27 protein-coding genes are annotated in these 24,432 nt (G+C 70.2%); 14 read left to right on the forward strand and 13 right to left on the reverse strand.

Translation table 11 applies throughout. From position 1 onward, the window contains the following. Nucleotides 1-20: 20 nt before the first annotated feature. Both dapB and dapA read right to left on the reverse strand, forming a co-directional pair. Nucleotides 21-812, reverse strand: a complete 792-nt coding sequence (gene dapB, locus ACT4MF_RS01865) for a 4-hydroxy-tetrahydrodipicolinate reductase (RefSeq protein ID WP_444681552.1) — start codon at nucleotides 810-812, stop codon at nucleotides 21-23. Next, nucleotides 809-1,807 carry a 4-hydroxy-tetrahydrodipicolinate synthase gene (dapA, locus tag ACT4MF_RS01870; RefSeq protein ID WP_444681553.1) on the reverse strand — a complete coding sequence of 333 codons (999 nt, stop codon included), beginning with the start codon at nucleotides 1,805-1,807 and terminating at the stop codon, nucleotides 809-811. The genes dapB and dapA overlap by 4 nt, the downstream gene beginning before the upstream one ends. A 317-nt stretch (nucleotides 1,808-2,124) precedes the next feature. Here dapA and ACT4MF_RS01875 point away from each other — a divergent pair, with 317 nt between their 5' ends. The 3 genes from ACT4MF_RS01875 to ACT4MF_RS01885 all read left to right on the forward strand — a co-directional run bounded on the left by ACT4MF_RS01875 (nucleotide 2,125) and on the right by ACT4MF_RS01885 (nucleotide 5,260). Continuing rightward, on the forward strand, nucleotides 2,125-3,045 hold the full coding sequence (locus tag ACT4MF_RS01875) for an HD domain-containing protein (protein ID WP_444681554.1): 921 nt from the start codon (nucleotides 2,125-2,127) through the stop codon (nucleotides 3,043-3,045). Between the two features lie 50 nt (nucleotides 3,046-3,095). Then, the gene (locus ACT4MF_RS01880) at nucleotides 3,096-3,629 is read left to right on the forward strand and encodes a PUA domain-containing protein (RefSeq protein ID WP_099254683.1); all 534 of its coding nucleotides are present in this window, start codon (nucleotides 3,096-3,098) and stop codon (nucleotides 3,627-3,629) included. Between the two features lie 458 nt (nucleotides 3,630-4,087). After that, nucleotides 4,088-5,260: an ArsA family ATPase gene (locus ACT4MF_RS01885; protein WP_444681555.1), complete on the forward strand. Its 1,173-nt coding sequence runs from the start codon at nucleotides 4,088-4,090 to the stop codon at nucleotides 5,258-5,260. Here ACT4MF_RS01885 and ACT4MF_RS01890 read toward each other — a convergent pair. Both ACT4MF_RS01890 and ACT4MF_RS01895 read right to left on the reverse strand, forming a co-directional pair. Further along, nucleotides 5,257-5,844, reverse strand: a complete 588-nt coding sequence (locus ACT4MF_RS01890; protein WP_394338353.1) for a DUF2238 domain-containing protein — start codon at nucleotides 5,842-5,844, stop codon at nucleotides 5,257-5,259. The genes ACT4MF_RS01885 and ACT4MF_RS01890 overlap by 4 nt on opposite strands. 62 nt (nucleotides 5,845-5,906) lie before the next feature. Further along, nucleotides 5,907-6,668 (reverse strand): hypothetical protein, encoded by a 762-nt coding sequence (locus tag ACT4MF_RS01895; protein WP_180271740.1) that lies wholly within the window; start codon nucleotides 6,666-6,668, stop codon nucleotides 5,907-5,909. Between the two features lie 90 nt (nucleotides 6,669-6,758). Between ACT4MF_RS01895 and ACT4MF_RS01900 the strand changes: the two genes are divergently transcribed. From ACT4MF_RS01900 to ACT4MF_RS01935, 8 genes are all read left to right on the forward strand, one after another. Beyond that, nucleotides 6,759-7,547 carry a DUF2103 domain-containing protein gene (locus ACT4MF_RS01900; protein ID WP_444681556.1) on the forward strand — a complete coding sequence of 263 codons (789 nt, stop codon included), beginning with the start codon at nucleotides 6,759-6,761 and terminating at the stop codon, nucleotides 7,545-7,547. A gap of 89 nt (nucleotides 7,548-7,636) precedes the next feature. Next, complete coding sequence (locus ACT4MF_RS01905; RefSeq protein ID WP_099254911.1) at nucleotides 7,637-8,296, forward strand: metal-dependent transcriptional regulator; 660 nt, start codon at nucleotides 7,637-7,639, stop codon at nucleotides 8,294-8,296. A gap of 133 nt (nucleotides 8,297-8,429) precedes the next feature. Beyond that, nucleotides 8,430-9,128, forward strand: a complete 699-nt coding sequence (locus tag ACT4MF_RS01910; RefSeq protein WP_099254910.1) for a LysE family translocator — start codon at nucleotides 8,430-8,432, stop codon at nucleotides 9,126-9,128. An 80-nt stretch (nucleotides 9,129-9,208) separates the two neighbouring features. Continuing rightward, the gene (locus ACT4MF_RS01915) at nucleotides 9,209-10,261 is read left to right on the forward strand and encodes an NAD(P)-dependent glycerol-1-phosphate dehydrogenase (protein WP_099254909.1); all 1,053 of its coding nucleotides are present in this window, start codon (nucleotides 9,209-9,211) and stop codon (nucleotides 10,259-10,261) included. Between the two features lie 109 nt (nucleotides 10,262-10,370). Further along, entirely contained in the window at nucleotides 10,371-11,033 is a 663-nt protein-coding gene (locus ACT4MF_RS01920) for a DUF420 domain-containing protein (protein WP_099254908.1), read from the forward strand. A 104-nt stretch (nucleotides 11,034-11,137) separates the two neighbouring features. Beyond that, nucleotides 11,138-12,454, forward strand: a complete 1,317-nt coding sequence (locus ACT4MF_RS01925; protein WP_444681557.1) for a M28 family peptidase — start codon at nucleotides 11,138-11,140, stop codon at nucleotides 12,452-12,454. 58 nt (nucleotides 12,455-12,512) lie between these two features. Further along, nucleotides 12,513-13,325, forward strand: a complete 813-nt coding sequence (locus tag ACT4MF_RS01930) for an NAD(+)/NADH kinase (RefSeq protein ID WP_444681558.1) — start codon at nucleotides 12,513-12,515, stop codon at nucleotides 13,323-13,325. Between the two features lie 14 nt (nucleotides 13,326-13,339). Next, nucleotides 13,340-13,783, forward strand: a complete 444-nt coding sequence (locus ACT4MF_RS01935; RefSeq protein WP_099254905.1) for a DUF7313 family protein — start codon at nucleotides 13,340-13,342, stop codon at nucleotides 13,781-13,783. Nucleotides 13,784-14,196: 413 nt separating this feature from the next. Here the strand turns inward: ACT4MF_RS01935 and ACT4MF_RS01940 are convergent, their stop codons facing one another. The 7 genes from ACT4MF_RS01940 to ACT4MF_RS01970 form a co-directional block, all read right to left on the reverse strand. After that, nucleotides 14,197-14,475: a DUF7314 family protein gene (locus ACT4MF_RS01940; protein ID WP_099254904.1), complete on the reverse strand. Its 279-nt coding sequence runs from the start codon at nucleotides 14,473-14,475 to the stop codon at nucleotides 14,197-14,199. Nucleotides 14,476-14,479: 4 nt separating this feature from the next. After that, nucleotides 14,480-14,911: a DUF7315 family membrane protein gene (locus ACT4MF_RS01945; protein WP_099254903.1), complete on the reverse strand. Its 432-nt coding sequence runs from the start codon at nucleotides 14,909-14,911 to the stop codon at nucleotides 14,480-14,482. 39 nt (nucleotides 14,912-14,950) lie between these two features. Next, nucleotides 14,951-15,739 carry a cytochrome b family protein gene (locus ACT4MF_RS01950; RefSeq protein ID WP_444681559.1) on the reverse strand — a complete coding sequence of 263 codons (789 nt, stop codon included), beginning with the start codon at nucleotides 15,737-15,739 and terminating at the stop codon, nucleotides 14,951-14,953. Between the two features lie 4 nt (nucleotides 15,740-15,743). Beyond that, nucleotides 15,744-16,553, reverse strand: a complete 810-nt coding sequence (locus ACT4MF_RS01955) for a cytochrome b (RefSeq protein ID WP_099254901.1) — start codon at nucleotides 16,551-16,553, stop codon at nucleotides 15,744-15,746. A 7-nt stretch (nucleotides 16,554-16,560) separates the two neighbouring features. Next, a complete protein-coding gene (locus tag ACT4MF_RS01960) occupies nucleotides 16,561-16,950 on the reverse strand; it encodes a DUF7318 family protein (protein WP_099254900.1) in 390 nt (129 codons plus the stop codon). Next, complete coding sequence (locus ACT4MF_RS01965) at nucleotides 16,947-17,591, reverse strand: halocyanin domain-containing protein (RefSeq protein WP_099254899.1); 645 nt, start codon at nucleotides 17,589-17,591, stop codon at nucleotides 16,947-16,949. Before ACT4MF_RS01965 ends, ACT4MF_RS01960 begins: the two co-directional genes overlap by 4 nt. A gap of 95 nt (nucleotides 17,592-17,686) precedes the next feature. Continuing rightward, on the reverse strand, nucleotides 17,687-18,535 hold the full coding sequence (locus ACT4MF_RS01970) for a DUF7319 domain-containing protein (RefSeq protein ID WP_099254898.1): 849 nt from the start codon (nucleotides 18,533-18,535) through the stop codon (nucleotides 17,687-17,689). A gap of 126 nt (nucleotides 18,536-18,661) precedes the next feature. Here ACT4MF_RS01970 and ACT4MF_RS01975 point away from each other — a divergent pair, with 126 nt between their 5' ends. Further along, on the forward strand, nucleotides 18,662-19,144 hold the full coding sequence (locus ACT4MF_RS01975; RefSeq protein ID WP_099254897.1) for a DUF7321 family protein: 483 nt from the start codon (nucleotides 18,662-18,664) through the stop codon (nucleotides 19,142-19,144). A gap of 115 nt (nucleotides 19,145-19,259) precedes the next feature. Beyond that, complete coding sequence (locus ACT4MF_RS01980) at nucleotides 19,260-19,880, forward strand: HAD family hydrolase (protein WP_444681560.1); 621 nt, start codon at nucleotides 19,260-19,262, stop codon at nucleotides 19,878-19,880. Between the two features lie 14 nt (nucleotides 19,881-19,894). Here ACT4MF_RS01980 and ACT4MF_RS01985 read toward each other — a convergent pair whose 3' ends face one another. Beyond that, a complete protein-coding gene (locus ACT4MF_RS01985) occupies nucleotides 19,895-20,803 on the reverse strand; it encodes an MBL fold metallo-hydrolase (RefSeq protein ID WP_444681561.1) in 909 nt (302 codons plus the stop codon). Nucleotides 20,804-20,806: 3 nt separating this feature from the next. After that, nucleotides 20,807-22,684 (reverse strand): radical SAM protein, encoded by a 1,878-nt coding sequence (locus ACT4MF_RS01990; RefSeq protein ID WP_444681562.1) that lies wholly within the window; start codon nucleotides 22,682-22,684, stop codon nucleotides 20,807-20,809. 190 nt (nucleotides 22,685-22,874) lie between these two features. Between ACT4MF_RS01990 and ACT4MF_RS01995 the strand changes: the two genes are divergently transcribed. After that, nucleotides 22,875-24,413, forward strand: a complete 1,539-nt coding sequence (locus ACT4MF_RS01995) for a sensor histidine kinase (RefSeq protein ID WP_444681563.1) — start codon at nucleotides 22,875-22,877, stop codon at nucleotides 24,411-24,413. Nucleotides 24,414-24,432: the final 19 nt, after the last annotated feature.

The raw sequence follows: 24,432 nt of genomic DNA on the forward strand, positions 1-24,432 counted from the left end.
GATGTGAGGATGCCCCATGGTTATACCCCTGCGTCGCCGGCGTCCAGCACGTCGCCGAACCCGTACCAGCCGGGGTCGCGGCCGGCGAGCCAGTCGGCGGCGTCGAGCGCGCCCTCGGCGAACACGCCGCGGTCGCCGGCGCGGTGGGTGAGTTCGAGCGTCTCCCGGTTCCCAGCCAACAGCACCTCGTGTGCGCCGGTCACGTCGCCCGCGCGCCGGGCGTGGACGCCGATCTCGCCCTCCTCTCGGGGCGCGTCGCCCTCGCGGCCGTGGACGCGCCGATCGAGGTCGTCGCGGACCGACTCCACGTCGTCGAGGATCGACTTCGCGGTCCCCGACGGCGCGTCTCGCTTGGCGTTGTGGTGCGTCTCCGTCAGCTCTACGTCGTAGCCGGGGAGCGCGGCGGCGGCCTCGCGGACCGCGCGCCTGAGCGCGGCGACGCCGCGCGCGAAGTTCGACGCCTTGAGGACCGGCACCGACTCGCTCGCGGCCCGGAGGCTGTCGAGTTGCGCGTCCGCGAACCCGGTCGTCCCGGTGACCATCGGCACCCCCGCGTCCGCGCAGGCCTCGGCGTACGCGACCGCCGATTCGGGGCCGGTGAAGTCGACGAGCGCGTCCGGCTCCGCGGCCGCCAGCAGTTCGTCGAGGCGGTCGGCGTCCTCGACCGCGACCCCCGCCACCGGGTCGGTCGGGGTGCGGTTGACGGCGACCTCGACCGCGACGCCCTCGCGGTCGACCGCGGCCGAGATCACTTCCCGGCCCATCCGACCGCCGGCGCCGGTGACGGCGACCGTCAGGAGGTCGCCGCTCATTCGGCCCCACCCGCCGCGGACTCGACGCCCGCCGGATCGACGGTGCCGGGCGCCCCCTCGTCGTACTCGGCGAGCAGCGCGCGCAGGATCTCGCGTCGTTCCTCGGAGAGCCGTGAGAGCGGCGGGCGAACGCGCGGACCGCCTCGCCCGCGGATATGCATCGCCTCCTTCACCGGAATCGGGTTCGTCTCGGCGAACAGCTCGCGGACGAGCGGCGACAGCTCGTGGTGGAGGGCCCGAGCCCGCTCGTAATCGCCCGAGAGCGCGGCGCCGACCATCGCGCAGGAGCGCTCCGGTTCGACGTTGGCGACGACGCTGATGGTGCCGGTGCCGCCGACGGAGAGGACCGGAAGCGTGAGCCCGTCGTCCCCGGAGAGCACGGAGAACTCCTCGTCTCGGGTGCGCTCTATCACCTCGCTGACGAGGTTCAGGTCGCCGGACGCCGCCTTGTACCCCTGGATGTTCGGGTGCTCGGCGAGCTCGACGGTCACGTCGACGGGGACCGACTGGCCCGTCCGGCCCGGGACGTTGTACACGATCTGCGGGAGGTCGACCTCGTCGGCGATCGTCCGGAAATGCTCCAGGAACCCCTGCGGTTCGGGCATGTTGTAGTACGGGGAGATGAGGAGGAGCCCGTCGGCGCCCGCGTCGGCCGCGCGCCGGGACAGCGAGAGCGCCTCGGCCGTGTTGTTCGAGCCGGTGCCGGCGATCACCGGCACGTCCTCGACGGCGTCGCGGACCGTCTCGATCACGTCGATGTGTTCGTCGTGGCTCATCGTCGCCGACTCGCCGGTGGAGCCGACAGGGACGACCCCGTCGACGCCGGCGCGTTCGAGGTACCGGGCGTTGGCGGCGAGCTGCTCGTGATCGACCTCGTCGTCGTCGGTGAACGGGGTCGTCATCGCCGGGTAGACGCCCTCGAAGGGCTCGTCAGTCGTCTCTCGATCCGTCTCGTCCTGCGTCGTGTAGGGTGTCGTGGTCGTGGTGTCCGTCATGAGTGTGTCGTTCGCGTCTGTGTCCGCTCGGTGTCGGCGGTCGGTCGGAGAACGATACGCGCGGGTCGGGGGTCGTCCGGGACGGGGTCGCCACTCCCGCCGGCGGACGGTTCACGCGCGTTTTTTCGAGAAGAGCCGCGTCGCTGTCGGCGTTGGCGAGCCGCGTTCGGACGCGGGTCGGGTCACACCAGAGTATGCGCCTTTGGCTCGCTTATAGATTGCGCCTCGGGCTGAAACTGCCGCTCCGGGCGGTTCCACCCGGATCGGGAGCGTCCACGAACATTCTTTTATCCGTCCGTCGTGTTTGTTTCACTCTCATGACCGACTCTCCGGACGCCGGACCCGATCCCGCCGAACCCGACGGCGTCGACGCCGAGGCCGACCCTGTCGACGCCGCCGACGCTGAGTCCGACGGCGACACCGACCCCGACCGCGACGCCGACCGCCACGAGTACCACCCCGACGGAGAGCACGGCTTCCCCGACGATCGGCTCAACGAGATGCTCGACCGGATCGAGTCGGACCCGGAGATCACGGCGTACCTGGAGGCGCAGAACGTCAACCCCGTCGACCGGAAGGGGTACAACGACCACGGCACGAAACACGTCGAGATCGTTCGAGACCGCGCACTCCGGCTGTACGACCTGCTGAAGGCCGGCGGCGTCGAGTTCAACGGCGCCCGCCAGCAGGGGCTCGACGAGGCCGACGAGCCGGTGATCATCGCGCTCGCGGCCACGCTCCACGACATCGGCCACGTCGTCCACCGCCACGATCACCCGTACTACTCGATCCCGCTCGCCGCGGACTTCCTCGACGACTTCCTCCCGTCCTTCTACGGCGTGCCGGATCGGGTCCGGATCAAAGCCGAGGTGCTCCACGCCATCCTCTGTCACCACACCGAGGAACAGCCGCTGACCCGCGAGGCCGGCGTCGTCCGGATCGCCGACGGCCTCGACATGGAACGCGGGCGCTCGCGGGTCCCCTACGAGGAGGGCGGCCGCGGGATCAACACCGTCTCCTCGCAGGCGATCGAGCGCGTCTCCCTGCGCGAGGGGGACGAGACCCCCGCGCAGGTCGTGATCCGGATGAACAACGCGGCGGGCGTCTACCAGGTCGACTCGCTGCTCAAAGCGAAGATCGAGGGGTCCCTGCTGGAAGACCAGATCCGAACGGTCGCGATCAACACCCACCGCGACAGCGACGGCAACGGGTCGATCGTCGACCGGATCGAGCTGTAGCGCTCGTCCCGTGTCGCAACCGCTTTGCGGGTGGCCGCGGTAGCCGAGGTATGAGCGACGCAGCGGCCCTCGCTGACCTGCGGACCGGCGCCGACTACCAGTTCGGTGCCGGCGCGGGCGACGCGCTGTTCCCCCCGGACGAGACGCTGACCCTCCGGCGGTCGAGCGGCGGCCGCCCCCGACAGGTGATCGTCGGCGACGTGGACGACGACCCCGGGAGCCCGGAGGGCGACCGACTCGTCTCGTACGGCACGGACGGGCGATTCACCCTCGGCGTTGCCGGCGGGAGCCGGCTCCGAGAGGCGTTCGCACCCCCGCGTCACCGGATGGTCGTGGGCGAGGAGAGCGAGCCGTTCGTCCGCGAGGGGCGCAACGCGTTCGCGAAGTTCGTGACCGCGGCCGACGACGGGATCCGCCCCGGCGACGAGGTGCTCGTCGTCGACGAAGACGACGCGCTGTTCGCGGTCGGGCGGGCTGAACTCTCCGGCGCCGAGGCCGAGAGCTTCGCGAGCGGCGTCGCCGTGAAAGTGCGGAACGGTACCGGGAGCGACGGGGACGAGAACACGAACGAAGTCGGCGAGTAGCGCGCACTCGCCGTTTTTAAACGACTTTCCAGGATCTGTATGCGGTGGCGCGCCCCGGTGAGCGGTCCGGAGGGGCGCGAACCGACGGTGCGAGGGACGCGGCGAACGCGAGCGGCGAAGCCGCGAGCCGTGAGCTGCGAGGCTGGGGAGGCGTGAGGTTGTGGTGCTGTGCGGGCGGGTGGGACTCAAAGGGGCAGGCGGGAGGTGGGCGCAGGCGACGTAAGCACTGGAGGGAGCGAGCAACGCGAGCGACTGAAGCGCGCAGCGAGCGTGCGCCCACCTCCCGGCTGGGGCTTTGGAGAAGTCCACCACCGATCCATGACCACCGATTTATAGGCGATCGACGGTAGCCACGCCGTCCACTCGCGCTCTCGAATCACCGAATTGCCCAATCACTCACTACATGCATTCGTATCCGGACCGACGGGTACACAAGCGGGCCGCGCCCACGACCCGGTATGGACGATATCGACGTCGAGCCGGTGGATCGCGTCGAGGAACCGGAACGCGACGAACACGCCGAGAAAGATCCCGAGAGCGACGAGTCTGAGCTCCCGACCGAGACGGACGCCGCCACGGACCTCCAGGTGGGCGTCGACGCCCCGGACTACGTCCTCTACGGCGGGAAGGGCGGCGTCGGGAAGACGACGATGGCGGCCGCGACCGGGCTCGCCTCGGCGGCGGGCGGGGTCAACACCCTCGTGGTCTCGACCGACCCGGCCCACTCCCTCTCCGACACGTACGAGACGGAGATCCCGGCCGAGCCGGCGCGCATCCGCGAGGACATCCCCCTGTACGCCGCCGAGATCGACCCCGACGACGCGATGGAGGAGGGGATGTTCGGTGCCGACGGCGACCCGCTGGGCGGAATGGGCGAGATGGGGGACGCGATGGGGGGGATGATGGGCGGCGCCGACGGCGCGGGGGACGGCGAGGGCGACGGCGGCCTCGGCTCTTTGCTCGGCGGAACGATGCCCGGCGCCGACGAGGCGGCCGCGATGCGCCAGCTGCTGGAGTACCTCGACGACCCGCGGTTCGACCGGGTCGTCGTCGACACCGCGCCGACGGGACACACCCTCCGGCTCCTCCAACTCCCCGAGACCATGGACTCGATGATCGGCCGCGTGATGAAGCTCCGAAACCGCTTCTCCGGGATGATGGACGGGATCAAGGGGATGTTCGGCGGCGGGGAGGACGAGCCGGACCCCTCCGCCGACCTCGACGAGCTCCGCGAGCGGATCGAGCGCCTCCGGAGCGTGCTGCGGGACCCCGCGAAGACCGACTTCCGCGTGGTAACCATCCCCGAGGAGATGAGCGTCGCCGAGTCCGAGCGCCTCGTCGCGCGCCTCGACGAGTTCGGGATTCCGGTGAACACGCTCGTGGTCAATCGGGTGATGGAGGGCGTCGGCGACGTGACCGACGGGAGCGGGGCCGCGATCGATCCCGACTGGATCGTCGAGCCGAACCCGAACACCTGCGAGTTCTGTGCGCGTCGGTGGGAGGTCCAGCAGGACGCGCTGCGTCGGGCCACGGACCTGTTCCGCGGGCGCGACGTGAAGCGCGTGCCGCTGCTCGCCAAGGAGGTCCGCGGAGAGGCCGCGCTACGGGTCGTTGCCGCCTGTCTACGCTAGGGTCGCTCCTCCGACGGGCCGAACAGCCCCTCGCGGACTCGCGCTGCTACGCCCGAGAGGTACGCCTGTCCGAAGGTCGCGACGATCAGCGCTCCCGCGGAGTTGTACATGAGGTCGAGTACCGTATCGTCGAGTCCGAACTGGGCGAGCGGCATCGAGATCCCCGTCTCGTCGGCGACGATGTCGAGCGTGAACTCGAACAGCTCCCAGACGACCCCGAACGCGAGCACCACCACGAAAATGAACACGAAGGCGAAACGCGAGGGTATCTGGATCCGGTCGCTGTGGATGTCTATCGCGCGCAGTGTCGTGTATCCCGCGCCCGCGACCAGCGACGCTGAGAGCGCGTGGGTGACGTGGTCCCACCAGCCGATCTGCGCGTAGAACCACGCCGACCCGAGCGTGTGGAAGAACACCGCCGCCGTGATCCACACGCCGAGCCACGGATCGAGCGGAATGTCGTAGTTGCGCTCGACCAGCGCCGGCACGAACGTGACGAACAGCCCGAGTCCGCCGTTAGTGATTGCCTTCGGATGGCCGAACGCGACGCCGTAGGCGACGATGGCGACCAGCAGGACCTGCATCACCCTCGTGAGTCGATTCTGCGTCCGGGTCGACGGGCGGGCTCGAAGGGCGCCGCGGACGGTCATCGGCGCACCACCCCCCAGATGGCGCCCCGAAGCCGCGCCCCGCGCCGCCGGAAGTACGCGTCGAAGAGGACGCCGGCGGCGAGTCCCGCCAGCGTCACGTAGATCCACTCGATCATCAGCGCCTCGTTCGTCGTCAGGAACGAGGTGCCGAGCAGCCGATCGGCGTTCCACCGGAGCACCGTCCACGCGGCCGCCGTCGCCATCGTCGTCAGCACGACGAACAGGACGGCGAACCAGTGAGTGACCCGCAGCGACGTGAACATGTGGAGCTCGACGGTGACGATCAGCGCGAACGCGGCGATCGCCAGATACGTCGAGAACGTCCCCAGCTCACCGCCGAGAAGCGCCCGAACCAACACCGGCAGCAATGCGAGACCGAGCACCTCCCACGGGAGCATCACCCGCGGGTCGCGCGCCGCGACCGCCGGCGCGACCACGACCGCGGTGATGGCGGCGACGAGGACCATCGGGAGGAAGTCGAACCCGAGCAGGCTCTCGACGAACACCCCAACGAGGACTGCCACCATGGCCCACGCGATCACCGCGTTCGTCCGCCCGCTGCGGAACAGCCGCGCCAAGCGGTCCTCGATGGCGCCGCCGTCGGGAACGTCCGGCTCCGGATCGCCCGGATCGGGGTCGCCGAGAACGCGATCGAGCGGATCGGAACCGTCGGGACCCGGCTCGTCCGGATCTCGCCCCTCGATCTCGCCATCGGACTCCCCGTCGGAGGCGTCCGCCGCGGATCGGTCGGTGTTCATACTCTCCTTCAGGCCGGCCCCCACTATATGGGTTGCCTCCGCGAGAGAGCGAACGGACGCGCTTTTACCCGGCACGCGCCTTCGTCCGGTATGAACTGCAGGCGGTGTGGAACCCCGCTCCGCAAACCCGGGGACTACTGTCTCACCTGCAACACCGCCAACGCCGACGCCGTCGTCGTCGAGTTCTCGGCGGACCGCGCCCGGCTCACGATGCTCGACGAGGACGCGGTCGTCGGCGAGACGACTGTGACGACCCGGCCCGAGACCGACGAGCAGCTGACCGAGATCCAGCTCCGCAACTTCGCCGGGCGCGTCGCCGACGAGATCCGCCGGAAGCGACCAGACACCGTCTACGCCGCCGGCGACCGGGAACCCCTCCGCGAGACGCGCGCGCAGGTCCACCACGAGTTCTACCGCGTTCCCGACGCGGGTGTCGACGAGGGCTCCGGCGGGGACCGCGGTCGCACGAACGATGAGGGTCGCGGCCGCGAGAGCCCGGTCGTCTCGTGGGTGCTCAACCGCCGCGGCGACCGCGCGCTGGAGGTGGTCGAGACGCCGCCCCGCGAGAAGATCGGCGGGTCGCACTCGACGCTGATCGGCGACCGGAAAGGCCGGAAGGCGGTCAGTACGGTCGCGCAGCACCCCCACGTCAAGAAGATCGTCCCCGGTCCGATCGACGCCGGCGGCACCGGTTCGCGGACGGGGTTGCGCGCGAAGGCGACGCGCGCCGGCACGAACGGGAACGTCCGGCTCCTCCTGCGGGACGGCTCCAGCGTGCAGGAGAACCGGATCGTCACCACCGCGATGGACCGCGAGACCGGCGAGCGCGTCCGCGAGGACCTCAACGAGGCGCTTCGGGACGCGGAACTGCAGGACTGACCACGCCGGCGCGACCGGGGGTGCGCCGAGCGACGCCGCGGCGGTAACTCCCGGTAGATATTTCCGCCGGCGCACGCGATCGCTTATAAATGCTGAGCGACGTGATGGAGGACTACCTGAAGGCGATCTACGTCCTCCAGTCCGAGCAGGGCCCGCCCGTCTCGACGTCGGCGATCGCGGAGTACCTCGACAAGACCTCGCCGTCGGTCACCGACATGCTGGGCAAACTCGAGGAGCGGGGGCTCGTCGAGCGCGAGCCGTATCGCGGCGCGGAGCTGACGGCGGAGGGCGAGGCGGTCGCCCTGGAGATCGTCCGCCACCACCGGCTGTTGGAGGCGTTCCTCGCCGAGCGGCTCGACTACGACTGGAGCGAGGTCCACGAGGAGGCGGACGCCCTCGAACACCACATCTCCGAGGCGTTCGAGCGGCGCGTGGCGGAGGCGCTCGGGGACCCCGCCGTCGACCCCCACGGGGACCCGATCCCGAGCGCGGACCTCGAACCCGTCGACGAGGGGAGCGGCGCGCGGCTCGCGGACCGCGAGGAGGGCGACCGCGTGCTCGTCACCCGCGTCTCGGACCGCGACGAAGACGAACTGGAGTACCTCGCCGACGCCGGGATCACCCCCGGGACAGATATCGAGGTCGTCGACGTCGCCCCGTTCGGGATGGTAACCGTGGCGACGCCGACCGGCGAGCAGAGCCTCCCGGTCGAGATCGCCCGCTCGATCCGGGTCGAGGACGCGGACTGACTGCGGTCCGGCTCCGCCCGACCGCAACACCTGCGCCCCACCGCCCACACTCGTACATCGGTGTCGGTTCCCCGCCCGTAACGCCCACGGTTCGTTCGCGGGACTTTTCACGAAAACGCCCCTCTCGGTCGGTGTGAGTCTCCTCGTAACGCTCGGCGCCGGCGTCGTCTTCGGGCTGGCGCTCGCGGCCCCGCCCGGACCGATGAACGCCGTGATCGCCGAGGAGTCCGTGCTGCGCGGTCGCTTCGCCGGCTTCCGGGCCGGCCTCGGCGCCGCGACCGCCGACGCGATCTTCTTCGTCCTCGCGTACGTCGGCGTCGTCGCGGTCGTGGAGTCGTTCCCGCTGCTCCAGGGCGCCATGGTCGCGGTCGGCGGCGTCCTGATGCTGTACTTCGCCGTCGGCGCGGCGCGCGGCGCCCGAGCGTCGTTCCGGCCGACCTCCGGCGACGAGCCCATCGTCGAGGAGGGGAAGGGGTTCCGCAAGGCGCTGGTGCTCGCCTTAACCAACCCGTACCAGGTGCTGTTCTGGCTGACGATCGGGGTCGGGCTCCTCCGTCCCGGCGAGCTCGACGTGCTCTCCCGGCTCCCCGTCGTCGGCGGGGACCTCGCCGGAACCCTCGTCGTCGCCACCGGCTCCCCGGCGCTCATCGGCGGCTTCTTCCTCGGCGTGTTGACGTGGATTGTCGGGTTCCCGACCGGGCTCGTCGCCGCCGAGCGCCGGATCGAGACGTTCGCGCCGATGGTCGCGGTCGGCTCCGCGATCGTCCTCGCCGGGTTCGGCGTCTACTTCCTCTACGACGCGGCGACGACGCTGGCGGCGCTCGGAGCCTGACTCTCCGACGGGCGAACCTGTCCGGCGTCCCGGCGATCGACATTGACAACGGCTTTCACTCGCGGGCGTGACCGCCCGGTATGTTCGAGAAGACCACGTGGATCAAGCTCCCGCGGAACGTGCTCGTGGGGCACGGCGTCCTCGACGACCTCGGGGAGGCGGTCGGCGAACTGTATCTCACCGGTCGCCCGCTGATCGTGACGAGCCCGACACCCGACGACATCGCCGGGGACCGGGTGCGCGCCCAGTTCGACGACCCCGCGACCGCCGTCGTCGAGGAGGCCTCTTTCGACGCCGTCGAGGAGCTGAAGGAGACCGCGGAGGCGGTCGACCCCGGCTACCTGATCGCCCTCGGCGGCGGGAAGCCGATCGACATCGCGAAGATGGCGGCCGACCACCTCGGCGTCGGCTTCGTCTCCGTCCCCACGGTCGCCTCCCACGACGGGATCGTCTCGGGGCGGTCCTCGATCCCGGAGGGCGACACGCGCCACTCGGTCGCGGCCGATCCGCCGCTGGCGGTCGTCGCGGACACGACGCTGATCGCGGACGCCCCGTGGCGGCTCACCACCGCGGGCTGTGCGGACATCATCTCGAACTACACCGCGGTGAAGGACTGGCGGCTCGCCCGGCGGCTCCGCAACGTCGAGTACAGCGAGTACGCGGGGGCGCTCTCGGAGATGACCGCGGAGCTGCTCGTCGAGAACGCCGACATGATCCGCCCCGGGTTAGAGGAGTCGGCGTGGGTCGTCGTGAAGGCGCTCGTCTCCTCCGGCGTCGCGATGTCGATCGCGGGCTCCTCGCGGCCCGCCTCGGGCGCGGAACATCTCATCTCCCACCAGCTCGACCGGACCGCGCCGGGGCGGGCGCTCCACGGCCACCAGGTCGGCGTCGCCTCGATCATGACGGAGTACCTCCACAGCGGCGAGAACGGCGAGTGGGCCGCGATCCGCGACGCGCTCGCCGAGCTGGACGCGCCGACGACCGCCGCCGAGCTCGGCATCGACGACGCGGAGCTGATCGCCGCCCTCACCAGCGCCCACGAGATCCGCGACCGGTACACGATCCTGCAGGGCGGGATCAACGAGGCGGCCGCGATCGAGGTCGCGACCGCGACGGGCGTCATCGACAGGTGACAGCCCCTCGGTGACCCGACCCGTCGACCGTCGGTGACCTGACCCCCCGACAGCCGGCGACCCGTTCCGCCCTCGAAAGCGAAATAACCGTCCCGCGACAACCCCGCGTATGTCCACCGCCAGCGTTCGCGACCGGGTCAAAGAGCGGGCCGGCGCGGTCACCGTGCTCCTCACAATCGTCGGCTACGGCGCGGTCGGCGGCGTGTTCCTCGTCCCGCAGTTTCAGGCGCTGTTCCCCGAACTGACGCGGAGCACCGTCGACCTCTTCGCGCACGCCATCGCCGCCGTCAACACCGTCACGATCGGCACGCTCTCGCTCGGGTGGTACTGGATCCGCAACGGCGAGGTGAAGAAGCACGCGGCGGCGATGACGACGTCGTTCGCCCTCATCCTCGTGTTCCTCAGCCTCTACCTGCCGAAGGTCGCCGGCGGGGGGACCCGAGAGTTCGTCTTGGAGTCGGCGTACGCGTGGGTCCCCCTCTGGGACTGGATCTACCCGGCGTACCTGATCATGCTCGCGATCCACATCATCCTCTCCGTCGTCGCCGTGCCCGTCGTCCTCTACGCCGTCGTCCTCGGCCTCACGCACTCGCCCGCCGAGCTTCGGAACGAGACCCCCCACCGGCGAGTCGGGCGGATCGCCGCCAGCGCGTGGCTCCTCTCGCTCGTGCTCGGCGTCGTCACCTACCTCATGTTGAACCACGCGTACGACTCGACGTTCGCGGCCGCGGAGGCCGCGACGGCGCTCGTCCCGGTGGTCCCCGGGACGTAACTCGTCCCCCCTCCGCGGCCCCCCTTCGACGCCGCACCGCGGCGGCACCCACCCCCGTCCGCCGGCACCGAAACGTTTGACCCGCGCCACGGCCACCCACAGGCATGACCGACTGGATCGGCGACGTCTTCACCAGCGAGGCGGGTTGGAATCACCTCGAATCGCTCGTCGACATCGGCGACCGCATGGCCGGGTCCGACGGCGAGCGCGCCGGGCTCGAACTGACACGCGACGCGCTGGCCGACGCCGGCGCGCGGGACGCGCGAGTCGAGGCGTTCGACATTCAGGGATGGGAGCGCGGCGGCAGCGAGATCCGACGCGGCGGCGACCCGGTCGCGAGCGGACGCAACGCCTGCATCGCGCTCCCACGGAGCCCGAGCGGGGACGGGACCGGCGAGTTCGTCGACCTGGGGTACGGGGTCCCGGGGGACTTCGAGGAAGACCTGACGGGGAAGGTCGTGATGGTCTCCTCGACGACGCCCGACTCCGTCGACCGGTTCATTCATCGCCGCGAGAAGTACTACCACGCCGTCGAGGCCGGCGCCGCGGCGTTCGTCTTCGCGAACCACGTCGAGGGAACCCTCCCGCCGACCGGGAGCGTCGGCACCGCGGACGCGCCGATCGGCGAGATTCCGGCGGTCGGCGTCTCGAAGGAGGTCGGCGCCCGACTCGCGCGCCGCCGCGAAGGGGAGCCGCTCACCGTCGCCGTCGACTGCGAGACGGCCGACGCGACGAGCGGGAACGTGACCGCCGACATGGGCCCCGACACCGACGAGTACCTCGTGGTCTCGTGTCACGTCGACGCTCACGACCTCGCGGAGGGGGCGATGGACAACGGCGCCGGCACGGCGACGCTCGTCGAAGTCGCCAACGCCGTCGCCGCCCGGGAGGACGAACTCGACACGAGAGTGCGCTTCGTCGGCTTCGGCGCCGAGGAGGTGGGGCTGGTGGGCTCCTCCCGGTTCGCCGCCGGTGTCGACCCCGACCGCGTCAAAGCGGTCGTCAACATCGACAGCAACGTGTTCGGTCGCACCCTGAAGCTCGATCACCACGGGTTCGACGCGCTGGCGGCGGCCGGGAAACGGGTGAGCGACCACTTCGACCACCCGATCACGCTCGGCGAGGAGCTGGTTCCCCACAGCGACCACTGGCCGTTCGTCGCGCGGGGAGTCCCCGGCTACATGGTCTCGGGGGAGACGGAGGGGCGCGGGCGCGGGTGGGGACACACCGGCGCGGACACGCTCGACAAGCTGGAGTCCCGAAACCTCCGCGAGCAGGCGATCCTCCTGACCGAACTGGTCGTCGACCTCGCCGGCGACGACGTGTCGACCGCGCGGCGGCCGACCGAGGCGATCGCGACCGCGCTCGAACGGGAGGGGAAGGCGACCGGGATGAAGATCACCGGCGACTGGCCGTTTTAGCTCCGCTCGCTCGCCGCGAACCGGGAAGTTTTCACACGCGCCGGCCACACTCCCGGCTATGGAACCGTCGGAACGCCGCGTCGCCGTCGTCGGCGACGACGATCGTGCGTCGGAGCTCCGAGACGCGGTCCGAGACGCCGGTGGGCGGCTCGCGGAGCCCGCAGACCCGATCGACGAAGCCGAGGCGGACACGGGTCCGGCAGCGGTCGGCGGCGAGCGCCCCGACGCGGCCCTCGTCGTGGCGGTCGGCGACGCGGCGGTCCGCGACGCGGTCGTCGCGGCGCCGCGCGGGACGGTGATCCCGGTCGGCGATCGGCGGCTCGGCTTCGATCGCGACGGCGCCGTCGCCGCCCTCCGGCAGCTCCTCGACGGCTCGGAGACCGACGATGTCGTCAACCGCGTCACGCATCCGGTTCTCGCCGTCGACGACGGGGCGGGAACACCCGTGCGGACCGCGTTCGACGTCACCGTCGTCACCGACGAGCCGGCGCGAATCTCGGAGTTCGCGGTCGAGTTCGCCCGCGGCCGAGAGGAGTCGATCCGCGCGGACGGCGTCGTCGTCGCGACGCCGCTGGGAAGCGACGGGTACGCGAACGCCGCCGGCGGCCCCCTCGTGGAGCCGGGCGGCGGCCTCGCGGTGGCGCCGATCGCCCCGTTCAGCACTCGCACGGACGCGTGGATCACTGCGGAGCGCGTGCGGCTCACGGTCGAACGGGAGGGCGAGCCGATCGCGCTCGTGGTCGACGGGGAGCGGCGCGGGGCCGTCGAGCCGCACCGACCGATCGAGATCGAGGCGGTCGACCGGGTCGCGTTCGCGACGCCGAAGGGGGGTCGCGAGCGCGCTGATCGGAAACACTCTAATAACTCGTGACCGGATGTGTGGGTATGGACCCACTGCAGTTCCTCGTTCCGCTCGGCTGGCTGTCCGAAGTCGGACCGATGCTGCCGTACGCGATTCTCGTGATGGCGGTCGCAAACCTCGCGACCCGACACATCGCGCACCGGCACCACGTCGAACAGGGGAGCGACGGCGACAGCGTCGAACCGTACACGCCCCACGCGTTCACGAACATCGGACTGATGCTCTTGACGTTCCTGTTCGTGCTCAACGCCCCGATCAGCGGGACGATCCTCGCAGTGATCGTGATCACGATGCTGATCGCCGACCTGTTCGAGCTTGAGGCGCGCAACGTCGAGGCGCGCAACGACATGCCGATCGAGGCCCCGAAGAGCTCGATCGCCGCGTCGTTGCTCCTGATGGTGTTCGTCGCCTACTACTCGCTGTTCTTCCTCGTCTCGGGGATCTGGAACCAGTTCGTCGTCGCGTAAGGCGACTGCCGCCCCGTATCGAGTTCTGTTCGTTGCCCGCCGTTCTCGAAGAGCGAAGCCTCACTGCGAAAGGCGAAGCCGACCGTCGAAGACGGGGCGTCGGCTGAACGACCGCCGGTAGCGGGCGATGACCCCCGCGCCGAGGGGTCGACGCGTCACGCGAGCCTCCGAACGTCGCCGTGTGCGAACCGTTTCGCCTCCGAGACCTGTCGGTCCCGCCGGACTCGCTGTGTCGGCGTCGACATACGACGGCGATCGGCGGCCTCGACGAACGACGGCAGAGACGGACTTGACGACCGACGGCAGGATGACCGAGACGGCCTCAACAGAGAAAGTGCGGCGCCGGCAGTGCGGGAGAAAACGGCGGGCAGAGCGTGAACGTCGAGGAGAGAACGGTCGCGTCCGGTTCGCGGTCAGTTCGCGGCTTCGGCTTCGTCGCTGAGCATGTCGCGGAGCTGGCGACTCACCGGGATGAGCACCCAGAATGTGAGCGCACCGAGGATCATCAGCCAGAACGAGGCGTCGCCGAGAACCAGCCCGATCTCGCCGTAGGCCGTGTTGACCCCTTCGGCCGGGTTGACGAGCTGGACGATCTCGTAGTACGAGGGTGTCCGGTACCAGCCGCCGAAGGTGAGCCATCCGAGACCGCCGAGCGTGAACAGGGTGAACCCCTTCATGAACTCGTCTGCCATTACCTCAGGTTTCGCTGGAATCACCTTGAGGCTTTCCCATCCCTTGCCCGCGGAACCGCGTGCCGAGAACGTACACCGCCGTTCCGGCGACGAGGAACGCGATTCCGGTGATCGCGAGGACCGCGACCAGCAGGTCGTCGGAGGGGTAGAGCCCGGCGTTGTTGAGCAGATAGACGATCGTCGTCCGGACGAAGCTGATCTGCAGCGTCGCCGCGTCGATCAGCGTGAAGCCGATCAGATACGCGATCACGGCGGCGAGCGTGGAGAAAACGGTGACGGCCTTGTACAGCCGAAACGGAACGACGATCTCCCGACCGTCGGGACCCACGCGCGGGCCGGTGGGCTCGTTCCGTGGATCCTCGTCGGCGTCCTTCGCGACGGGATCGCCGGTCTCGTCGAACGCCTGTGTGTCGTCGTGGTCGGGTGGTGGTGACATCGGTGACGGAGACCGCAAAATCGAGGTGGTTCAGCCGGCTTACTTCGGCGGCCGCAGCATGTAGTACCGGCGGTTCAGGTCGTACATGTACCCTTCACGCATCGTCTTCAACACCGCGTAGGTGATGATGCCGCCGAGCACCGGCAGGATGAACGTGAGAGTGAGCAGCAGGTCGAGCGAGATCGGGAAGAAGTTCTGGATCGCGAGCGCCGCGAGCGTGAACGCCAGAACGACGCCCGTCACGCCGACGGCGGCCCAGAACGGCTGCTCGACGGGGCGACGCGCGCTCCCCTTGTTGAGGAACGGCACGAGCCCGATGACGCCGAAGATGACCCCGTGGGCCACGATCCCGAGCAGCTCGTTCGACATCACGATGTTGCCGCCGAGCACGGCCAGATTGGGATTGATCGGGTTGAGCTTCAGCAGCCCGAACGACCAGTAGAGGTACCAGTCGGGGAGGATGATCGCCGGCGTCGCGCCGGGGTTGGCGGGCTCGCCGAAGTGGGCCGGCATCAGCGCCGCGACGAGGATCATGATCCCGACGAAGAAGCTCGTGATCGCGAGGTTCCGAAGCGTCTCGTGGGGCCACGTCGGGAAGCCGAGCACGTCGCGCTCGACGTACGTCGACTCCGTGCGGAGGTCCTCGTCCTCGCGGCGCGAGCGCTCGAAGTACTGGTAGGTGAGCTGTGCGAGCCCCTGCGAGCGCTCTTTGCGGTCCGACCAGGCGGGGGTCTCGTCGTCCGGCGGCACGGTGGCCGGCGGGCCGCCGTCCGTGCGCGCTTCTGCGTCGGTGCCTCCGTCCGTCATGGGAGTGTCGTTGTCGGTCATTGGATTAGTGCGGCTCCGCGATGCCCTGCACCCAGACGATGCCGACGTGGAGGGCGATGAGCCCCGTCACCACGAACGGCAGCACGAAGACGTGCAGGATGTACATTCTCACGAGCGTCGCCTGTCCGAGCGTGAAGCCGCCGAACAGGAGCTGTGCCGCCCACTCGCCCACGATGGGCGTCGCGAGCGCCATCTCGACGCCGATCTGCGCGGCCCAGAACGACAGCTGCTTCCACGGGAGCACGTACCCGGAGAAGCCGAACAGCAGCGTCAGACCGATGAGGACGATGCCGAGGATCCAGTTGACCTCGCGGGGCTCCTTGTAGGAGCCGGTGAAGTACACGCGAAGCATGTGGAGGAACACCGCCGCCACCATGAACTGGGCGGCCCAGCGGTGGATGGAGCGGAGCATGTACCCGAACTGAACGTCCTTCATGATCATCACGAGCGAGTCGTACGCGGCCGTCGGGTCGCCCTGCGCGGCGGCGCCGGCGGTCGACGGGGCGTAGTAGAAGCCCAGTAGCGCGCCGGAGACGGCGGCGACGAGGTACGCGACGATCGACAGGGACCCGAGCGAGTACAGGGGGTACCAGTACCAGAACTTGTTGTCGAGGTCGTACTGTTCGGTGTGGCTTTTCGGCATCTGGAGGTTCGCGCGGTAGTACATCGTCTCCAGCAGCTCGAGGTAGTCGACGATGCGAAGCCGCTTGTCGAGCCAGATGAGCGTGGTGAGGAACGCGGTCTCGATGACCGTCAGGTCCTGTTTTTTGAGCCACGCGTTGTGGTCCATCTCGTCTTGTTTTTTGAGGCTCATTGTCGGGTTACTTCTTGTAGTACGGATAGACGGCCTGTTTGATCGTCTCGGTCAGGTCTCCGGTGTCGACCTCGACGCCGTCTTTGTCCTCCTCGCGGACGTAGAGGTCCTCCCACTTGCGGCGGCGCTTCTTCACGATCATCACGTCGGGGAGGAACTCCTTGCGGTAGAGGAGGAGGATGAAGGCGAGGTCGATGAAGATCATCGCCAGCAACGCGCCGGCGAACATGTTCCCGAACTCGGTCGAGGCCCACGAGGACATGAGCCCGTACACGAACAGGGAGACGAACACGACCTCGACGACGGTGAGGAGCACGATCGCGATCGCGGCGGCGGTGCTCTCCCGGGCGGGCTCGTACCGGTGGATGTCGCCGTACGAGGAGCCGCCGGAGCTCATTGGTTCCCTCCGTGGCCGGTGTGAGCCGACTCACCGTACTTCAGCAGGTAGAACGTGAACACGAACGTCAGCGCGATGCCGAGGATCGCCGCGATGCCGACCCAGTGGGCGTGCAGCGGAACGCCGACGTGAGCGATGTTCTCCGGCCATCCGGTGTTCCCGCCCGTCTCGACGGTCGGAACGTCCCCACCGACGGCGATCCCGCCGTGCATCCCGACCGCGGTGTGGGGGACGCAGTGATAGTGAGTGATGCCGGCGTCCTCCTCGCTGGTTTCGTACTCGTAGGTGTGCCCCTCTTCGCCGATCGGGTCGCCGCTGTCGAGGCTGGCCGGGCCGCCGCCCTCGACGGTCTGGACGTTGTGGTCGCCACCGCTCCCGGTCCACTCGAAGATGATCGTCGTCCCGGGATCGACCCACAGCAGCGTCGGGTCGAAGGCGAGCCCCTGATCGCCGGCCCCGACTTGAACGGTGACCTCGCTCTCGCCGCGGGCGTCCTGGTAGGACCCGACGTTCCCGCTGCTGGCTCCACTCGGCCAGTCCGGTTCTGCCTCCTGTGCGGAGGCCGTTCCGGTCGCCCCGGCCGAGGCCGCCACCGCGGCGCTGGCACCGCCGGCCGTCCGCACAAATTCCCGCCTTTTCATACAGGTTTACTCGGGACGGGGTGCGCTTAAACCCACCGACTGAATCCGTCGGCGGGGATGGGTTTACAAGGCTTGTGTCCCGCGAAATCGGCAGTTCACTCGTTGCGATCGTTTTCGTTCACGACCCCGCCTTCGACCGGCACGAAGTCGGGACGCTCCTTGGCCTCTCGGAGGGCCCGAAGCCGCTCGCGATACTCCTCCGAACGGAACCGATCGGAGAGCCGCGCGTTCGCGACCATGACGAAAAGCAACAGCCCGATGAGCAGGAACACGATCCCCATCGCCGGCGCGACGATCGTGTTCAGATCGGCGACGAACGAGGCGACGAGCAGTGCCCCCCCGGCGAGCACCTGCACGACCGCGATCACCTGAATCATCAGGTTGCCGAACTCCCCGGACCCCTCCGGAACCGTGTCCGGGTGCGGGAGCGACCAATCCTCCGGGGGTTCGGGCACGTCGTGCGACTCCATCGCCGCCAGCGCGACGACCGGTTCGATGTCGCGGAGCACGGTCCCCTGCCCGGTCACCTCGCCCGTCGGCCTGACGATGGCGTACCCCTCGTCGGAGTAGACGAGGAGCCGCTCCTCCCCGTCCTCGCGGACGCGCTCCAACACGCCGAACACGTCTCGGCGCGCGATCCGAGACTTCAGCTCCGCCTCGGCGCGTTCGAGCAGCCGGTCGCCGGTGATCCACGACTCCGGATCGAACGCGGCGTCCCACTCCTCGGCGCTCATCCGGGCCATGTCCGCGGGGCCGAAGTCGTCGAAGTCGTACTCCTCGTCGACCCGCTGACGGAGCGCGGCGAGATCGTCCGCGCCGTCGGGAGCGTCGCCGCCGTCCCCGTGAGATGCGTCGGCTCGGGGAGACCCGCCGTCGCTATCGGGCCCGTCCGGTTCCCGGTCCGGCCGCGACCCCGGATCCGGTTCCGTCGAGGTGTCCTCCATTGCTCGGTGGTACGTGCTCCGGAGGCTAACTGTTTTCGTCTACGGGCGCGGTGACGCGCGTCGGGACGCCGCGCCCGCGGAGCGCGGATCGCGGGGCTTTACGCGACGGAGACCCAAGCGCGGGTAATGGTCGACGAGTCGGTTATCGCGGCGGCGGCCGGGCTGTCGGTGACGGCGAGCCTCCCGTTCCTGCTGTACGGAGCGTGGATCATGATCGACACCGAGACCGTGACGTGGACCGTCCTCATGCGCCACCTGCGGTACATCGGCGTCGGGCTGGCGCTCACGACCGTCCCCATCGTCGGGTGGATGCTCCCGCGGCTCTTCGATCGCCTCTCCGGGCTCGCCGTGATCCACGCGTTCCTCGGGGTGCAGGCGTACGCGCTGTTGGCGTTCGCGCTCACCGGCATCGCCAGAATCCTGCAGGCGAAGCGCAACGCCGACGCCTACGAGGACCCCGACGTGGACATCGACGAGATCCACGAGGACATGGGCCACTGGCGCGCCCGGCTCCGAGCCGGCGTGGCCGGCTTCATGCTGCTCTGGCTGTGCGCGTGGGTGACCGGGCTCTACCGGTTCTATGCGATCCACGTCGCACCAATGGTCTGAGGGGGCGGTTTGGCGGGCGCTCGCCTCCCGCGTTCGGGCGAGCGACGGGGCGCCCGAAGCATCGATCGCACCGATCGACAGGTTCAATCCCGTTTTCGCCGTAGGAGGGGGTATCGTGGCAGTCACCTTCGACCTGTTCGGGACCCTCGTCGACGTCGAGTACCCGTCCGACCCCGCGGAGATCGTCGCGCGCGAGCTGGAGTCGCGCGGCGTCGAGGTGCCGGACGACTGGCACGTCGCGTACGGCGAGCGACATGTGGACGCCCCCTCGGGCGCCGAGGTCCCCCTCCCCGCTCACGTGGCACACGCGCTCGACTCCCGCGGCGTCGAGGCCGCCGACAACGTCGTCCGGCACGCCGTCGTCGCGGCGTTCGACCCGGACGTGAGCCGGCGCGACGGCGCGCTGGAGGCCGTCAGCGACGTGAGCGACCGCGGGCCGGTCGGGCTCCTCTCGAACTGCGCGGTGCCCGAACTCGTCCCCAAGACGCTGATCCGCGCCGGGCTCCGCGGCGAGTTCGACGCGGTCACGACCAGCATCGGCTGCGGCTGGCGGAAGCCCCACCCGAAGGCGTTCGAGGCGGCGGCCGAGGCCCTCGACATCGCGCCCGGGTCGCTGGTTCACGTCGGCGACGACCCGGCGGCGGACAGCGGGGTCGAAGACGTTGGCGGCCGGTTCGTGGACGTGACGGAGACCCCGCTCGACGAGTTGGCGGCGCACCTCGAAGCCGAGCCCTGAAACCGGCGAACGCGCTATTCGTCGCCCGAGTCGCCGCCGATCCGATCGCTCCACTCCGGAGCGATCCGCTCCTCCGCGAGGAGCTTTTCCAAGTGCGCGACGACCGTCGCCCGCGCGAGGTCCGCGACGCCGGTCAGGTCTTTCTCGTATGCCCCCGCCACCACGGCGTCCACGCCGTCGGCGCCGGCGTCGACCGCGTCGAGAACCGCCCGCTCGCGGTCCGCCCGGTGGTCGATCAGCCGCTGACAGGCGGACTCCGCGTCGTCGATTGCGGGGCCGTGTCCGGGGTAAAGGCGCCCGTAGCCGGTGTCGCGGACCCGTTCGAGGCTCCCCAGGTACGCTCGGAGGTCGCCGTCGGGAGCCCCGACGACGACGCTCCCCTCGGCGACGGCGAGGTCGCCGCAGAGGAGGTCGCGGGGACCGCCGTCCGCGGCGTCGCCGTCGGCGCTCTCGTCGCCGCGCTCGCCCGCCGACGCGACGGCGAATGCGACGTGATCCGGCGCGTGTCCGGGCGTCTCGACCGCGCGGACGGGAGTGTCGCCGACGCGGTCGCCGTCGCGGAACGTCCCGTCCGGCTCGACGCCGGTCGCCCTCGCGAACCGGTCGACGTGGTCGGCGTGCGCGAACACGGGCACGCCGGTCAGCTCCGCGTACGCGGCGACCGCGCCGACGTGGTCGGGGTGCGTGTGCGTGACGGCGATCGCGTCGACCGCGACGGACTCCGGTTCGCCGTCGCCCACTCGCTTTCGGCCCCTCTCCCCCGCACCGCCGACGCCGACCGCCGCGTCGAGCGCGTCCGTCCGCGCCGCGGGGTCGACGAGGAGGCCGGCGGCGAGGTAGGCGTTCGTCGTCCCGCCGGGCGCGCGGGTGTCGACCGGGACCTCGACGCGGGCCACGCGCGGGCCCGAGTCCGGCGCCGTCATTCCTCAGTCCCCGCGTCCGACGGAGGAGCCGTCGCGTCGGTCGAGCCCGGAGCGCGCGGCGGGACCCGGCCCCGATCCGGCGCGGTCTCGTCCCGGGATCGGGACGTTCGTGTCGTCGGCGACGGCGAACCGCGAGAGGTCGGCGACGCCGGCGTCGACCGCCTCGACCGAGCCGTACGGGCGGCCGACGACGATGTCGCCGGCCTTGCTCCGGTTGATTCCGGGGATCGCGGTCAGCTCGTCCATCGACGCCGCGTTGACGTCGAGGGGGTACGGAACGCCCGTGACCGAGCGGTAGCCGTGGTCCGTGATCGCCACGTCGATGGCGGTGCCGAGCTCCCGCTCGCCGGGGACGGCGACGAGGAGCGCGTAGGTGCCGAGCTGGCGTCCGAACGTCTTGCCGTCCTGGTGGTACTCCAGGTGCACGTCGGGGAGTACCGTCCCCGGCGGGACGACCCGGTCGAGCATCGGGTTGTCGACCGTTTCGCGGACCTCGCGTTTGTACGCCTGGAACTGGTCTTTATGCTCCTGTGCCACCTCGGCGCCCGTCTCGGCCATCTCCGTGCCCGCGAACGCCATCACCTGTCGGATGTTGATCCGCCGGAGCATGAGCCCCTCGTCGTAGACGCTCTGGAGGAACGCCTTGTTGTGCTCGTACGTCTCCGGGCGCTCGCCGGTGAGGCCGTGAACGAGGTTGATCCCGGGGAGGAGCTTCGGCAGCCGCGGGGAGGCGTCCGGGCCGGTCGAGGGGCCGGTCACCCGGTCGTCGCCGCCGGGCGTCGTCGCCGGCGCGTCGCCCGGCCGCCACCCGCCTTCCTCGTTGACGACGCGGACCGCCTCCAGGCACTCCTCGGCGGTGACGAGCAGGTTGTTCTCCTCTTGGACCACCGGGTCGGCCGACTCGAGCCCGAACGCCGCGGTGTCGCCGGGCGTGTTGTGCGCGGCGATCACGCGGATCGCCTCGCGAGAGGCCTCGGGGTAGTCCGTGATCGTCACCGGGTTCATGTTGTCGAGGTGGAGCGTCCGCAGGTCGGGCGCGACCTCGCGGATCCCTCCGTACAGTTCGCGGAGCGCGTCCGGATTCGGCGCCTCGCCGTCGCCGCCGAACGCGAGGATGTCGGCCTGCCGGCCGAGCCGGAAGTGCCTCACGCCGCGGTCCGAGAGCGCGTCGACCTCGTCGACGACCGAGCGCGCCTCGCGGAACGCCGGACTCCCGTACAGCGGCTCCGTGCAGAACGAACAGCGGTAGGCGCACCCGCGTGAGGTCTCCATCTCGCAGATGAGGTAGTCGGGGTGGTTGGGGTGTTGCTCGACGACGAACGCCCCCTTCTCGGCCCACCGGTCGATCTCGGCGTTGTCGCGCATCCGGTTGCCGAACCCCTCTAACCCTTCGCTGACGAGGTCGTACGCGGCGGCCTCCACGTCGCCCATGGCGACGAAGTCGTAGTCGAGGTCGTCGCGCTCGGTCTCGGTCGCGCCCGCGTTCTCCTCGCCGACGCCGAACCGCACCGGCCCGCCCAGCAGGGTGACGCCGTCCGCGGTCCACCCCAGCTCGCGCACCTCGTCCGGCTCCGCGGGGGTCCCGCCGACGTACTTCCCGGGGACGGTCATCCCGCCGACGTACACCATGAGGTCCGCGTTCGCGACGGCCGCGTGTTTCCCCCGATCCTCGCGCAGTTCGTCGATCGTGTGGTACGTGATCTGCGACTCGGGGACGCCCGCGTCGACGAGCGCGCCGGCCGTGTACCGCGGGTACGTCGAGATGTACGGCGGCACGCCGAAATGCGCCGGCTCGTCGACGTAGCCGTCGACGATGGTGACGGAGAGGTCGTTCGGGTCGGGCGGGAGCGAACCCCGGCCCGACGCGGGCGAATCGGTCATGTTACGCCACCGTAGTCGGCCGAGACGGGAAAAGCGTGCGGAACGTCGGGGGAGCGAGCCGCCGGCGTCGGGAGCGGGACGCTGGCCGTGTCCCCCCGCCGAGCGTCCCGCCGCCCGGACGGTGCCGGTCCCGAGAGGACCGAACCGACACTCCCGCAAACATTATGATAGCGACAGTTAACAAGCGAATATGTCGGCCCCTACCGAGGAGACCGTCCGCGTCCTCAGCGTTCCGGAGCGGGGCGAGAGTCGGATCCTCGACGGGGACTGGGTGGACGACGGGTTCGATGTCGCGGTCGAGCCGAGCGCGGAGTCGGCTGCCGAGCGGCTGCGTCGAGAGCGGTTCGACTGCGTCGTCGCGGGGTATGACCTCCGGGAGAGCGACGGGCTCGAACTGCTCAGAAACGTCCGCGACCGCGACCCCGGAGTCCCGTTCGTGCTCGCGACCGCATCGGGGTCCGAGCGCGTCGCGAGCGAGGCCGTCGCTGCCGGCGTCACCGACTACGTACCCCTCGGGCAGCGGGAGACGGACGACGACGACACCGGCGGCGGGAGCGACGCGGCGCCGGTCACCGACGGCGAGACGCTGCGCACCCGCGTTCGCGCGGCCGTCGAACGGGGGCGGGACCGCGGCGAGGGCGGTGACCGCGAACGCGACAGGCGCCGGTTGGAGACGCTCATCGGCAACCTCCCCGGCTTCGTCTATCGCTGCCGGAACGCGCCGGGGTGGCCGATGGAGTTCGTCCGCGGCGAGAGCGAGCCGATCACCGGGTACACCACGGAGGAACTCGCGAGCGACGCGGTCGTCTGGGGTGAGGAGGTCATCCACCCGGACGACAGAGAGCAGGCGTGGGAGACCGTCCAAGCGGCGATCGACACGGGCGAGGAGTTCGAGGCGACCTACCGGATACGAGCTCGCGACGGCGAGGTCCGCTGGATGTGGGAGCGCGGCTGCCTCGTCGAATCGACCGTCGACGGGACCGCGGTGTTGGAGGGGTTCGTCACGGACGTGACCGAGCGGAAGCAGTACGAGGCCGAGATCGAACGGCGGAACCAAGAGCTAGAGGCGTTCACGAGCGTCGTCTCGCACGATCTCCGGAACCCCCTGTCCGTGGCGAAGGGGCGCGTCGAACTGGCGCGGGAGCGGCACGACGACCCCGACCTCGACCACGCCGCCCGCGCGCACGACCGGATGGAGACGCGGATCGAACAGCTCCTCACGCTGGCGCGGAACGGCGAACGGGTGACCGACACGGAGCCGGTCGACCTCGACGCCGCCGTCGCGCGCTGCTGGTCGGGGAGCGCCACCGACGACGCGACGCTCGACGCCGACGTGGACCTGACCGTCGAGGCGGACCGCGATCGGCTCGTCCAACTGCTCGAGAACCTCGTGCGGAACTGCGTGAAGCACGGCTCCACTGACAGCCGGGCGGAGTCCGGCGACGCCATCGACCACGGCGGCGACGCCATCAACCACGGCGGCGCCGTCTCCGTGCGCGTCGGCGAACTCGACGACGGAGAGGGGTTCTTCGTCGCCGACGACGGTCCCGGGATCCCGGAGGGGGTGCGCGACCAGGTGTTCGACGCCGGCTTCACCACCGCCGCGGACGGGACCGGGTTCGGGCTCGGCATCGTCTCGCGGATCGCGGAGGCGCACGGTTGGACCGTCGAGGCGGTCGACGGGGCCGACGGCGCCCGGATCGAGGTGCGCACCGAACCCGCCGCCTGAGGCGGGGAGGAGACCGCCG

It is taken from the genome of Halorubrum sp. FL23 (assembly GCF_052439115.2).
Lineage (GTDB): Archaea > Halobacteriota > Halobacteria > Halobacteriales > Haloferacaceae > Halorubrum > Halorubrum persicum.

Bases quoted from the DNA above. Each gene is read 5' to 3' on its own strand.
- dapB (WP_444681552.1), bottom strand. From the start codon at position 812: ATGAGCGGCGACCTCCTGACGGTCGCCGTCACCGGCGCCGGCGGTCGG.
- dapA (WP_444681553.1), bottom strand. From the start codon at position 1,807: ATGACGGACACCACGACCACGACACCCTACACGACGCAGGACGAGACG.
- ACT4MF_RS01875 (WP_444681554.1), top strand. From the start codon at position 2,125: ATGACCGACTCTCCGGACGCCGGACCCGATCCCGCCGAACCCGACGGC.
- ACT4MF_RS01880 (WP_099254683.1), top strand. From the start codon at position 3,096: ATGAGCGACGCAGCGGCCCTCGCTGACCTGCGGACCGGCGCCGACTAC.
- ACT4MF_RS01885 (WP_444681555.1), top strand. From the start codon at position 4,088: ATGGACGATATCGACGTCGAGCCGGTGGATCGCGTCGAGGAACCGGAA.
- ACT4MF_RS01890 (WP_394338353.1), bottom strand. From the start codon at position 5,844: ATGCAGGTCCTGCTGGTCGCCATCGTCGCCTACGGCGTCGCGTTCGGC.
- ACT4MF_RS01895 (WP_180271740.1), bottom strand. From the start codon at position 6,668: ATGAACACCGACCGATCCGCGGCGGACGCCTCCGACGGGGAGTCCGAT.
- ACT4MF_RS01900 (WP_444681556.1), top strand. From the start codon at position 6,759: ATGAACTGCAGGCGGTGTGGAACCCCGCTCCGCAAACCCGGGGACTAC.
- ACT4MF_RS01905 (WP_099254911.1), top strand. From the start codon at position 7,637: ATGCTGAGCGACGTGATGGAGGACTACCTGAAGGCGATCTACGTCCTC.
- ACT4MF_RS01915 (WP_099254909.1), top strand. From the start codon at position 9,209: ATGTTCGAGAAGACCACGTGGATCAAGCTCCCGCGGAACGTGCTCGTG.
- ACT4MF_RS01920 (WP_099254908.1), top strand. From the start codon at position 10,371: ATGTCCACCGCCAGCGTTCGCGACCGGGTCAAAGAGCGGGCCGGCGCG.
- ACT4MF_RS01925 (WP_444681557.1), top strand. From the start codon at position 11,138: ATGACCGACTGGATCGGCGACGTCTTCACCAGCGAGGCGGGTTGGAAT.
- ACT4MF_RS01930 (WP_444681558.1), top strand. From the start codon at position 12,513: ATGGAACCGTCGGAACGCCGCGTCGCCGTCGTCGGCGACGACGATCGT.
- ACT4MF_RS01935 (WP_099254905.1), top strand. From the start codon at position 13,340: ATGGACCCACTGCAGTTCCTCGTTCCGCTCGGCTGGCTGTCCGAAGTC.
- ACT4MF_RS01940 (WP_099254904.1), bottom strand. From the start codon at position 14,475: ATGGCAGACGAGTTCATGAAGGGGTTCACCCTGTTCACGCTCGGCGGT.
- ACT4MF_RS01945 (WP_099254903.1), bottom strand. From the start codon at position 14,911: ATGTCACCACCACCCGACCACGACGACACACAGGCGTTCGACGAGACC.
- ACT4MF_RS01950 (WP_444681559.1), bottom strand. From the start codon at position 15,739: ATGACCGACAACGACACTCCCATGACGGACGGAGGCACCGACGCAGAA.
- ACT4MF_RS01955 (WP_099254901.1), bottom strand. From the start codon at position 16,553: ATGAGCCTCAAAAAACAAGACGAGATGGACCACAACGCGTGGCTCAAA.
- ACT4MF_RS01960 (WP_099254900.1), bottom strand. From the start codon at position 16,950: ATGAGCTCCGGCGGCTCCTCGTACGGCGACATCCACCGGTACGAGCCC.
- ACT4MF_RS01965 (WP_099254899.1), bottom strand. From the start codon at position 17,591: ATGAAAAGGCGGGAATTTGTGCGGACGGCCGGCGGTGCCAGCGCCGCG.
- ACT4MF_RS01970 (WP_099254898.1), bottom strand. From the start codon at position 18,535: ATGGAGGACACCTCGACGGAACCGGATCCGGGGTCGCGGCCGGACCGG.
- ACT4MF_RS01975 (WP_099254897.1), top strand. From the start codon at position 18,662: ATGGTCGACGAGTCGGTTATCGCGGCGGCGGCCGGGCTGTCGGTGACG.
- ACT4MF_RS01985 (WP_444681561.1), bottom strand. From the start codon at position 20,803: ATGACGGCGCCGGACTCGGGCCCGCGCGTGGCCCGCGTCGAGGTCCCG.
- ACT4MF_RS01990 (WP_444681562.1), bottom strand. From the start codon at position 22,684: ATGACCGATTCGCCCGCGTCGGGCCGGGGTTCGCTCCCGCCCGACCCG.
- ACT4MF_RS01995 (WP_444681563.1), top strand. From the start codon at position 22,875: ATGTCGGCCCCTACCGAGGAGACCGTCCGCGTCCTCAGCGTTCCGGAG.